9 protein-coding genes and 1 pseudogene are annotated in these 10,917 nt (G+C 61.4%); all 10 read left to right on the top strand.

Annotated features, from left to right (window positions below; translation table 11 throughout):
• Positions 1-59 precede the first annotated feature (59 nt).
• The 10 genes and pseudogenes from MA07_RS15230 to MA07_RS15185 all read left to right on the top strand — a co-directional run bounded on the left by MA07_RS15230 (position 60) and on the right by MA07_RS15185 (position 10,903).
• Entirely contained in the window at positions 60-908 is an 849-nt protein-coding gene (locus MA07_RS15230; RefSeq protein WP_036352473.1) for an SDR family oxidoreductase, read from the top strand.
• A 143-nt stretch (positions 909-1,051) separates the two neighbouring features.
• Entirely contained in the window at positions 1,052-1,900 is an 849-nt protein-coding gene (locus MA07_RS15225; protein WP_200879378.1) for a type 1 glutamine amidotransferase, read from the top strand.
• Positions 1,901-2,746: 846 nt separating this feature from the next.
• Positions 2,747-3,826: an ABC transporter ATP-binding protein gene (locus MA07_RS15220; RefSeq protein ID WP_036352467.1), complete on the top strand. Its 1,080-nt coding sequence runs from the start codon at positions 2,747-2,749 to the stop codon at positions 3,824-3,826.
• Between the two features lie 67 nt (positions 3,827-3,893).
• Positions 3,894-5,030, top strand: a complete 1,137-nt coding sequence (locus tag MA07_RS15215; RefSeq protein WP_036352464.1) for an extracellular solute-binding protein — start codon at positions 3,894-3,896, stop codon at positions 5,028-5,030.
• Between the two features lie 143 nt (positions 5,031-5,173).
• Positions 5,174-5,998, top strand: a complete 825-nt coding sequence (locus MA07_RS15210) for a sugar ABC transporter permease (RefSeq protein ID WP_036352461.1) — start codon at positions 5,174-5,176, stop codon at positions 5,996-5,998.
• On the top strand, positions 5,995-6,807 hold the full coding sequence (locus MA07_RS15205) for an ABC transporter permease subunit (protein WP_036352458.1): 813 nt from the start codon (positions 5,995-5,997) through the stop codon (positions 6,805-6,807). Before MA07_RS15210 ends, MA07_RS15205 begins: the two co-directional genes overlap by 4 nt.
• Positions 6,808-6,844: 37 nt before the next feature.
• Positions 6,845-7,858 carry a LacI family DNA-binding transcriptional regulator gene (locus MA07_RS15200; protein WP_244445261.1) on the top strand — a complete coding sequence of 338 codons (1,014 nt, stop codon included), beginning with the start codon at positions 6,845-6,847 and terminating at the stop codon, positions 7,856-7,858.
• A 4-nt stretch (positions 7,859-7,862) separates the two neighbouring features.
• Positions 7,863-8,417 (top strand): haloacid dehalogenase, encoded by a 555-nt coding sequence (locus MA07_RS15195; protein WP_152568879.1) that lies wholly within the window; start codon positions 7,863-7,865, stop codon positions 8,415-8,417.
• A gap of 179 nt (positions 8,418-8,596) precedes the next feature.
• Positions 8,597-9,382 (top strand): annotated as a pseudogene (locus MA07_RS15190) (aldehyde dehydrogenase family protein); the annotation flags it as partial.
• A gap of 225 nt (positions 9,383-9,607) precedes the next feature.
• On the top strand, positions 9,608-10,903 hold the full coding sequence (locus MA07_RS15185; RefSeq protein ID WP_036352525.1) for an FAD-binding oxidoreductase: 1,296 nt from the start codon (positions 9,608-9,610) through the stop codon (positions 10,901-10,903).
• The last annotated feature ends 14 nt before the right edge of the window (positions 10,904-10,917 follow it).

Below are 10,917 nucleotides of genomic sequence, written 5' to 3'. Positions count from 1 at the left end.
GTAGGGGAACTTCCCAAGGACCCAGCAATTGACGGGTTTTCGCGAGCAGGAGCGCCCTTATGAGCCAGTCCGAGCAGGAACACATAGATCCACCTGGCACCGAAGCGGAGATGACGCCGCAGGCCGATCATGGCGAAACAAGCTACAAAGGTTGTGACAAGCTTGTCGGTCGCGTGGCCGTGATCACCGGCGGTGACAGCGGGCTCGGCCGGGCGGTCGCGATTGCCTATGCTCGGGAAGGCCCCGATGTCCTGATCAGCTACCTGAACGAGCAGGAGGACGAGGACGCCCGTGAGACGGCGCGGCACGTTGAGGCGGCGGGACGCCGTTGCGTGCTGGTGCCGGGCGACATTGCCGAGGCTGCGCATTGCCGCGCCATCGTCGACCGGGCGGTGAGCGAGTTCGGCCGCATCGACATCCTGGTGAACAACGCCGCCTTCCAGCGCACATATGAGAAGCTTGAGGACATCCCTGACGAGGAATGGAGCTATACGTTCCGCACCAATATCGAGGCCATGTTCCATCTCGCCAAGGCTGCTGTCCCCCACATGCGGCCGGGATCATCGATCATCAATACGACGTCGATCCAGTCGGATAAGCCCAGCCCCATGCTCTTGGCCTATGCCTCGACCAAGGGTGCCGTCTCGAACTTCACAGCCGGCTTGGCTCAAATGCTGGGCAGCAAGGGGATCCGGGTCAACGCAGTCGCACCGGGGCCGATCTGGACACCTTTGATCCCCTCCACCATGCCGGACGAAAAGGTGAAGAGCTTTGGCCAGGACACCCCGCTGGGCCGCGCCGGCCAGCCGAAGGAACTGGCTGGTATCTACGTTCTGCTTGCATCCGATGAGGGCAGCTACATGACAGGCGGCATCTACGCCGTGACGGGCGGAACCCCGCTCCTATAGAAGCAGAGTCGCAACCTGTCCGGCGGCCAGCTGTCTGGCGGCCGGACAGCCTCCAAGTCAGGAACAGCGAGCCGGAACCAGAGGAAGGTCTGGGGTGTTTCGCACTTCCTGCCGCTTCGGCTCCTTCCTCCGGAAACCTCCTCTTGCCAGATCAGTTGCGCTTCCTCGTCGCGGAAAGTGAGCCGCCTCAAGCCCGTGAAACCCGCCGTGAGAGCGTGGGACGTAGCTCCGGCGAAACATACATCGACACCTTGCGCTTTCTCGCACCCTCGGCTGTGTGTCACCGGTTGAAGCCTGCCGACAGAGGGGCCGCTCTGCCCGATCGGGCAGAGCTTCGGAGCTATGATGCGGTGTTCGTGACCGGCTCTCCGCTTCACCTCTACCAGGACACACCCGAGACACGCCGCGAGGTTGATCTGATGCGAGCCGTGTTCGAAGCGGGTGTCCCATCCTTCGGATCCTGTGCCGGCTTGCAGGTTGCGACCGTCGCGGCCGGCGGAGCGGTTCGCCCCAGCCGCAGAGGGCGGGAAGCAGGCTTTGCCCGTCGCATCACCCTGACAGAAGCAGGACATCGACATCCGCTTCTGGCGGGGCGGCCTGCCTCGTTCGACGCTCCGGCTTTCCACTCCGACGAGGTTGAGACACTGCCGGAAGGAGGAACGTTACTGGCCCTCAACACGGTGACCGAGGTGCAAGCGGTTGAGATCCGGCATAAAGCCGGAGTGTTCTGGGGCGTGCAGTACCATCCTGAGCTCGACCTGTATGAAGTGGCTGGGGCCCTGCGGCGTCAGAGCGACGACCTGGTGAGCGACGGATATGCGAGCAGTCCTGAGGTACTCGAGACATATGCTTCCATGGTTGAAGCCCTCCATCATGCTCCAGATCGCAGGGATCTCGCCTGGCCTCTCGGGCTTGATGAGCAGGTGACGAACGTCGAGCACCGATTGGCGGAACTGCGCAACTTCGTTCGGTTCGTGATGGAAGCGCAGTGACTGCCCACGGTAGCCGCGTTCCTGATGTGGCGCTATTCTGCTGCCGCCAAGCGCACCTTCCGGCAATATCTCCTTTTGGTACTTTGCGGATGCAGGACAGATATCCGCTTTGAACAGGAGAATCGGGCGTCTCTGTCAGAGAACGAATCCTGCAAGCTGACGCCGAAAACCCTTTGTGGAAGCTCACGCCGCTCCTGTTGATGGTCAAACCATGCGGGTCTGATCCCGTTGCGGCTCTCCTGCTGATGATCTTTCCGCCGGATGTCGTGCTCTGGTTGCCGCGCTACTTTGAAGGCAATGGCTGGCCAATCTGACCGTTGTTCTCGGCGAGGGAGGAGTTCGAGTTATGATCGTGACCCTTTTTGCCGGCCCCGGTGAGTATTTTGGAAACACCCCGCATCTGCAGGTTCGGTCGCAGCGAGGATTCGATACCGCCCAGGTAACGCGGTCCCTGAAGGAAGGTCTGGAGGCGCTTGGCTTCAACGGACCGACATCCTGCACCTGCACAATCCGGATCGCGCGGATTTTCTGGGGGCATTGTCGGGTCGGAGGGGTGCTTCCGGAGGTTCTCCGGAGGTCGTCGCCGGATGAGCCTGGACATTGGGCGCGAGGATCGAGGCTTCCACAGGCGGCGCCGGTCTGAATCCGTCCCAGGCCTTTCGCCCGCTCCTGTCATGGTCCTGTAATCTTCTTCGATCAATGCATGTGCCGAAGACATCTTACCCACCGTTATCGGATCAGACCTTAGTCTAGTCCCCCTTGAGAGTTCTTCGAGACGCTGAGCATACTTTGCACAGCTGTGCAACGAAGGTCCCGGAAGAGGGCTGAGCCGAGGAGCAGGAAACGTTGAACGCTTTTCTCGAAGTATCAGATGCCCACGTTTTCTACGGTCAGAACGAGGTTCTGAAAGGTGTGGACCTCGCCGTGGATAAGGGGGAGTTCGTTGCTCTCCTGGGTTCTTCCGGCTGTGGGAAGACGACGCTCTTGCGCAGCATTGCAGGGTTCAACACTCCCGCGTCCGGTGCCATCCGGGTGGATGGGCGCGATGTGACGCGGTTGCCGCCCGACAAGCGGGGCATGGCTCTCGTCTTCCAGTCCTATGCGCTCTGGCCCCACATGACCGTCGACCAGAACATTGGCTACGGGCTCAAGCTCCGAGGAATGGCGAAGGCCGCGATCGGAGAGCGGGTTTCCGAGATCAAAAGGCTGCTCGGCTTGGAACCGCTCGGCGCGCGCAAGCCCGCCAATCTCTCTGGCGGGCAGCGCCAGCGCGTAGCCCTCGGCCGGGCCCTAGCCATCCAGCCCGACATCCTTCTTCTCGACGAGCCGCTGTCGAATCTCGACGCGCGGATCCGGCTGACGGTGCGCCATGAAATCAGCGCTCTCCAGCGGCGCTTGGGCATCACAGCCGTGCATGTCACCCACGATCGCGAGGAGGCGATGGTGATGGCCGATAGGATCGTCATCCTCGACAATGGGAAAATCGCTCAGGTCGGGACGCCGGAAGAGGTCTACAACCACCCGACGTCCGACTTCGTGGCGGCGTTCATGGGAGCGGAGAACCTTCTTGATCTCTCGGGAGGAACGTCAGGCGATCGGATTGAGATCGCATCGGGTCCGTTCAACTCCTCCGCTGTCGTGTCCGCAAGGGGGCGCAAACTTTCCGGCCCTCTGAACGCCCGCTTTCGCGGCGAGTCGGTGCAGTTGAGCGAGGAGACGGCAGACGTCTCGTCCATGCGCGACGAATGCTTCCTGACGCTGAGCGGCATCGTCGAGCAGACAAGCTATCCCGGTGGTCTCTGGCGTCATGTGATCGCCCTCGGAGAGGCCCATGCGATCGTGGACTCCCCCCGCTCTTTTGCAATCGGCCAGCGCGTTTCGATCCGCGTTCCCGAAGAGGCGCTGTTCCTGTTTCCAAAACCATAGATCGGCGGGTTCAACCGTCGGCGAGGCATGAACCAGGGCACCGATGGCTTGCCCAAGGAGTGATATCATGAAGGCTAAACTGATTGCCGCAACGCTTGTGACGGGCATGTTCTGCACGCCCTTGGCCGCCGCGGAACTGACGGTTCTCACGGCAGGCGACCAGAACATGGTCGATTATGTGAACGAGTACCTGGGCCCGCTCTTCGAGAAGGAAAACCCGGGCACGAAGGTGCGTGTGGTCGGCACTGGTCCGGGCGATGCCGGATCGCAGAAGATTCTTGAGCGCTTCGAAGCACAGAGCAAGGCGGGCGTCGCGAAGTGGGATGCCGATGTGGCCGTGGTTCACGAGAAGTTCGTCGGCCCCATGGTTGAGCAGGAGTTCCTCGAGGCCTACCGCAGCAAGATTCCGTCCGGCTCCCTGGTGACGCGCGAGAACGCCAAGATGGCCCTTGGCACGAACGTGGATGGCTATGTCATGCCGATGTTCAACAGCCAGACGGCACTTGCCTATAACCCGGCTCTCGTTCCCAATCCGCCGAAGAGCTATGACGAGATCGTCGAGTTCGCCAAGAAGAACCCAAAGCAGTTCGGCTATAACGGAATCAAGGGCGGCGCGTCCGGCGTGAGCTTCGTCATGGGTTGGATCTATGCCTATGGCGGAGATGCGCAGAAGCTCATGAATGGTCCTTTCGACGAGAGTGAGACCAAGAAATGGGACAAGGCCTTCGCGTCCCTGAAGGAGTTCAGCCGTAACGCGACGCTCACCCCGGGCAACGCCGGAACCCTCGACATGCTCAGCCGCGGTGAAATCGCAATTGGTCCGGTCTGGGTCGACATGTTCTATTCGTGGAAGGCGAACGGACAGCTCCCGCCCGAGATGAAGCTGGTCCTGCCCACGCCCGGCATGCCCGGTCAGCCGATGCACTATGTCATCCCGGCCAAGACCGCGAATGCGGACCTCGCCCAGAAGTTCGTGGCCCTTGCCACCAGCCCGAAGGTGCAGGCCGAGGGGATCGTCAAGCGGTTCAACTGGTATCCCGGAATCGATGCGCAGCACGTTCAGGCGAACCTGGACAAGGAGACGTGGCAGAAGCTCTTCACGGACATCTCGCCCGAAGAGCTCGCCAAGAATGGCAAGCCGTTCCCGATTGCTCCCTACAACAAGGCAATCTTGGAGGCTTATGAGCGCCAGGTCAGCAACTGACATGGTTTCCGAGGCCCGGGGAGGGAACCCTCTCCGGGCAACCCTTCTGTCGCATCCCTTGAGGCGGTAGAACAAGAATTCGGTCCCGTGAGAAGCAACGTCAGGCCCCTGGAGTGACCGGCGCCGATGGAAGATTGTCTGCCATGCCAATTCAACTGATCGGATTCCTGCTCGTCGCTCCGGCGCTGGCGGTTGTCCTTCTTCTCTTCATCGTCCCGCTTGTCAGTTCCGTCACGGGCGCTTTCGACGTCGGCGGATCCTACGGCCTCGGCAACTTCACGAAGGCGTTGGAGCTCTATAGCGGCGACATCCTGTTCACCCTCGTCATCGTGCTGCTGTCGTCGGGACTGATCGGCCTGTTCTCCATCATGATCGGCGGCTACCTGACGCTCGGAACGAACGCCCGGGCTGTGGCCATTCTGCGATGGATCTACCGCTGGCCGCTCTTCATCCCGTTCATCGTCGTCGGTCAGATCCTGCGGACCTTCCTCGCCAAGAACGGATTGATGAACAACATCTTCATCGAACTCGGCCTCATGACCCCTGCCGCGGCCATGAGCTTCCTCGACTGGCGGGGAATCGTCGTCGCTTTCGTGTGGAAGCAGACCCCCTTCGTGACCCTGCTGCTCGCAGGCGCCATGGCGTCCATCGATCAGAGCACCATTGAGGCCGCCCGCAACCTGGGGGCAGGGCGTGTGCGGATCCTCATTGAAGTCGTGCTGCCCCAGGTGCGCCAGACCCTGCTGGTCGGCCTCATCCTCAGCTTCGTCACCATGATGTCGGTGCTCTCCGTGCCGCTCATGATCAACGCCCAATCGCCCACCATGATCACCGCCAACATGGCTTTCCGCATCAACGCCCATGGCGATTATGGCGTCGCCAACGCACTCGGCTTGATCTCGCTCCTGATGACGAGCGTGGCCGCTATGGTCTATCTGCGCCAGACCATGAGGGAGCATAGCCGATGAGTTTTCAAATCGACTGGAAGTGGATCCCGCGCGGCATTGCGTTTGGTCTCCTGGCCTTCATCATCTTCGGCCCCCTGACGAACCTAATCCTGTGGGCTGTCGCGGAGCGCTGGTATTTCCCGCATGTGCTGCCGTTGAAATACGGCTTCTCGTTTTGGGCGAATGTCTTCTCCCCCCGCGGCAACGCGATGGCTTCATTGGGAACGAGCGTTCTGATCGCCGCTTTGACGGTGATCCTCTCGCTCGGCCTCGCCATTCCGGCAGGGTATGCGCTTGCGAGACTGCGCCTGCCGTTCCGCGGCTTGATTCTGCTGGCCCTCCTGATTCCTCAGGCGTTCCCGAACCTGCCGGTCTACGTGAACATCGCCCGGATCTTCTATCAGTACAGCCTCAACGGCACGATCCTTGGGGTCGTCCTCGTGCATGTCACTCACGGGCTGGTCTACGCCGTCTGGATTGCAACTGCCGCCTTCTCGTCCATCGACCGGGAGCTGGAAGAGGCCGCGCGGTCGATGGGCGCCAGCGCCCTGCGAGGCTTCTGGGATGTCACCCTTCCCATTGCGGCGCCGGGGCTGCTCGCCAGTGCGATTTTCGTGTTCCTGGAGTCCCTCGACGAGTTCACGGGGACCTATTTCGTCGGCGCTCCCGACGTCATGACCCTGCCGCTGCTGCTCTACACGGCAGGTTCGGGCGGCAATTACCAGATCGCCTCAATCACAGCCCTGATCCTCCTTGTTCCGTCGATCGCCTTCATGTTCGTGGTCGAGAGATTCCTCAGGTCGGATGTACTCTCCAGGGTCGGACACTAGGCAAGCCATGGAAGAGCCGGAAACAGGACCTGCGGACATGGTGCCGCGCTTCATTAGCGCTCACATGGTGGCGGATCGCGCGGGCGTTTCGCGCTCTGCCGTTTCCCGCGCCTTCACGCCAGGAGCGAGCATCGCGCCGGAAACACGTGAAAAAGTCATGCAGGCGGCGGCCGAGCTGGGCTACCAGGTGAACGATCTGGCTCGCGGACTTCTCGCCAACCGGAGCCGTCTCGTCGGGCTTGTCGCCTCGGATCCTGCGAGCCCATTCCGGACGCAGCAGATCGCCGCCTTGTCCAGACGCCTCGTCGAGCGCGGCAGCGTTCCGGTTCTCATCCCGACCGGGACGGGCGAGGAGCAGGTTAGCGCCGCCCATTCGACGCTGCTGCGCTACAGGGCCGAGGCGACGATCGTGTTGTCGGGCATGCCGTCCACGTCCCTGGTTGAACTCGCGCAGCGAAACGGTCAGCCCCTCATCGTGGTCGGGCGCACTGAACATGGCCCCGATCATATAAGGGTCGATAACGTGCGCGCAGCACAGGTGGCCGTGGAGGTGTTCGTCGCACGAGGGATGAGGAAACTAGGCTTCGTCACCTCGTCCGTCCGTAGCCCCAATCTCATTGAGCGAGAGGAGGCCTTCGTTTCAGCCGCAGCCAGTCATGGCTTGAATGTCCGGATCCAGCGCGCCGGGTACACCGACTACGATGGCGGCCAGGTTGCAGCATCCCTGCTCCTGGGAACGGGAGATGCCGTCGAGGCGGTCTTCTGCGTCAACGACCTGATGGCCTTCGGCCTGATGGATTATGCTCGCGACGTCCTGAATCTGTCCATTCCCCGAGATCTTTCGGTGATCGGATTCGACGGCGTTCCCGCATCGCGCTGGGGCGCCTACAGGCTGACGACCTTCCACCAGGACGAGGAAGTTCTCGCCCATGAAATCATCAGGGTGTTGGACCAAAGGCAAGCCGATCCCAAGGCCCGCCCCATCGTGTCCGTGCTCGACGTTCCCTTGATCTATCGAGGAAGTGTCCGGCCCCTCAGGGGTGAGGCATGAGAATGTGCTGCTCGTGAACGAAGGATGCGCTGCGATGACCGTCCAATACCATTCCATATGGCTGATGCCCCGAGACGAGGATGAGCAGGCATTTGCCGTGATCGTCCGAAATCTCGCTAAGCGGTTCGACAGTCCGGTCTTCCAGCCTCACCTCACCCTCGTCGAGGACATGCCTCGCACCTGTGAGGAGTTGAAGCCGCTCCTGGAGCAGTTGACCGAGGGGATGGCTTCATTCACGGCACCCGTCGACGCCGTCGAGGAAAGCTCCCTTTACTACCGCTCCTTTTATGCCCGTTTTCCTGTCAGTGTGCCGTTGAGGACTTTGAAGGAGAGAGCCGTCGGCCTCTTCGAGGTTGGGAGCCTGGAGACATTCATGCCGCACATATCACTGGCCTATGGGGTTCCGGAAGGCTCGGAAAAGACTGAGGCGGTTACTGCGCTACGACGCGACCTTCAGGGCATGCCCGTGGTTTTCGACAGGGCCTGCATCGTTTCCTCGTCCCAGCAAACTCCTATCGAGGACTGGGCGATCAGACACAGCTCTCGATTGCAGGCCTAAGCTCCTGAAAGATTGATGTCTCGTCCTTCTGAGGCATCGAAATCCGGTCTCGCCATCTATTGCATGCCAGACGGCCGGATGGGCACATCCAAGCGAATCGAGGGAGGTTCACCGTCGGGACTTTCGGGTTCCTGCGGCTCAATAGAATCCAACTGCGGAATGTCGCTTGCAGCCTCGGACGCCGGATCAATCTCACCGGCTCCACCCGGGTCGGGCGCATCATTGCAGATATGGCGGCGCGCTTCCTGAAGCCGGTGCTCCTGGAACTTGGGGGAAAGGCCCCGCTGATCGTTCTCGACGACGCGGATCTCGATGCCACCGTCGCGGCATCGGCCTTCGGAGCCTTCATGAACCAGGGCCAGATCTGCATGTCGACGGAACGGATCGTTGTCGGCAACGCGGTAGCGGACGATTTCATCACGAGGCTGGCTGCGAAGGCGGAGTCGCTTCAGGCCGGCAATCCGCGTCACGGCAATTTCGCTCTGGGCTCATTGGTCGGTGTTGAGGCCGCCGAGCGGATCATCGGTCTGGTCAACGATGCTGTGTCCAAGGATGCCAAGCTCCTCGCGGGAGGGCTGGTCGACGGTACGGTCATGTCCGCGACGGTGCTCGACCATGTCACCCCGGCCATGCGGCTCTACGGCGAAGAGTCCTTCGGTCCGGTGGTTTGCGTCGTGCGCGCAACGGGAGTCGAGGAGGCGGTCCGTATTGCGAACGACACCGAGTACGGCCTCTCAGCCCCCGTCTTCGGTCGCGACATCACGCGTGCTCTCGATGTGGCCCACAGGATTGACCCCGGCATCTGTCACATCAACGGTGCCATGGTGCATGATGAGGCCCAAATGCCATTCGGCGGTGTCAAGGCGAGTGGCTATGACCGCTTCGGCGGCAAGGCCGGGATCAATGAATTTACGGAACTGCGCTGGATCACCATTGAGACAGGCCCGCAGCATATTCCGATCTGAGCTATTTTATTTCACAGAGATATGGATTCTGCGCCAGCCGTCCTCTGAGACGGCAGGCCCATTATAAGCTCTACATTGTCGCCACGTGGGACGACCACAGTGTTCACTCTCGGATTGCTATGGGCGCCAAATGCTTTCGGTTATGTACCTGGAAGCTCATAATCCCTTTGCGTTAGGGGACTCTCCCGCTACGGTCTTATGTGAAACAAGTAAATGGGGCGTTTCATGACTGGATACGGGGATACGTACTACGCCCGCACGCTCGCTGATGTGTCGCAACGGACTTCTCTCAAAGGGGCAGTGACCGCCGACGTTGCCGTCATCGGCGGTGGCCTCGCCGGTCTTACGGCGGCACTCGATCTGGCACGGTCGGGGCGCTCCGTAGTGGTTCTGGAGTCTGAAAAAGTCGGCTGGGGGGCTTCGGGACGGAACGGGGGCTTTGTAGGGCCCGGATATGCGACAGGTCCTGCCGACATCACCCGGATGGTCGGGCCGGAGCGGGCACAGGTTCTGCACCGTCTTTCGATCGAAGGTGCCCGGATCGTCGAGGAGAACATCGACAGCCTTGCCATGAGCGACAACAAGCGGGTCTACGGCAAGTTGAGCGTGCTCCGCTATCATGATCCCGACAGCCTCGAGCGGCATTGCGAGATGATGCAGCGGGAGTTCGGCTACCACCTCGAAGTGATGCCCACCGACGCCGTGCGGGCCCTGCTGCAGTCGCCGAAATACCATCAGGCCGTTTACGACCCTGCGAGCTTTCACTTCCACCCACTCAACTATGCCCGTTCTCTGGCAAATGCCGTCGAGGCCCTCGGCGGACGGATTTTCGAGAAGTCCCGCGTCACGGGATGCGATCTCGACCGGGCGGAGAAAACCGTCAGGACGGCGCAGGGCGAGGTGAAAGCGCGAGACGTGATCCTAGCTGGGGGAGGGTATACGGACGCTCTGGTGCCCCGCCTGCGCAGGAGCATCCTGCCGGTTGCGACCTACGTTTTGCTGACTGAGGCGGCACCCGAGAAGCTCGCGGAGGCCGTGCGCACGCCGATGGCGATCAGCGATAACAGACGTGCCGGAGATTATTACCGCCTCGTCGACGACGGACGGCGTCTTCTGTGGGGCGGTCGCATCACCACGCGCACGACCGAGCCTCGTCGTCTTGCAGAGATGATGCAGAAGACGATGATCTCCACCTATCCGCAGCTCAAGGGCGTCCGCGTTGACACGGCGTGGTCGGGACTCATGGCCTATGCCCGTCACCTGATGCCGCTCATCGGGCAGCTTCAGCCAGGGGTCTGGTACGTGTTCGGCTTCGGCGGGCGCGGCATGAACACGACGGCCATCGGAGGACGCGTGATCGCGGAGGGCATCCTCGGATCAAGCGACCGCTACCGGCTCTATGAACCCTTCGGCCTCAGGTGGAACGGAGGCCCGTTCGGCGTTGCCGCGGCACAGCTCACCTACTGGACCTATCAGGCCATGGATCTCGCCAAGGAGCGTCGTGCCGCCCGAGTGACCTGATAACGATCCCGGAT

It is taken from the genome of Microvirga sp. BSC39, assembly GCF_000739015.1.
In the GTDB taxonomy this organism is placed as follows: Bacteria; Pseudomonadota; Alphaproteobacteria; order Rhizobiales; family Beijerinckiaceae; genus Microvirga.
Note: the sequence above shows the minus strand (reverse complement) of the source record. Positions and strands in the feature narration are given on the sequence as shown.

Excerpts from the sequence above, each read along its gene's own strand:
- MA07_RS15230 (WP_036352473.1), top strand. The coding sequence starts at position 60 with ATGAGCCAGTCCGAGCAGGAACACATAGATCCACCTGGCACCGAAGCG.
- MA07_RS15215 (WP_036352464.1), top strand. The coding sequence starts at position 3,894 with ATGAAGGCTAAACTGATTGCCGCAACGCTTGTGACGGGCATGTTCTGC.
- MA07_RS15205 (WP_036352458.1), top strand. The coding sequence starts at position 5,995 with ATGAGTTTTCAAATCGACTGGAAGTGGATCCCGCGCGGCATTGCGTTT.
- MA07_RS15210 (WP_036352461.1), top strand. The coding sequence starts at position 5,174 with ATGCCAATTCAACTGATCGGATTCCTGCTCGTCGCTCCGGCGCTGGCG.
- MA07_RS15200 (WP_244445261.1), top strand. The coding sequence starts at position 6,845 with ATGGTGCCGCGCTTCATTAGCGCTCACATGGTGGCGGATCGCGCGGGC.
- MA07_RS15185 (WP_036352525.1), top strand. The coding sequence starts at position 9,608 with ATGACTGGATACGGGGATACGTACTACGCCCGCACGCTCGCTGATGTG.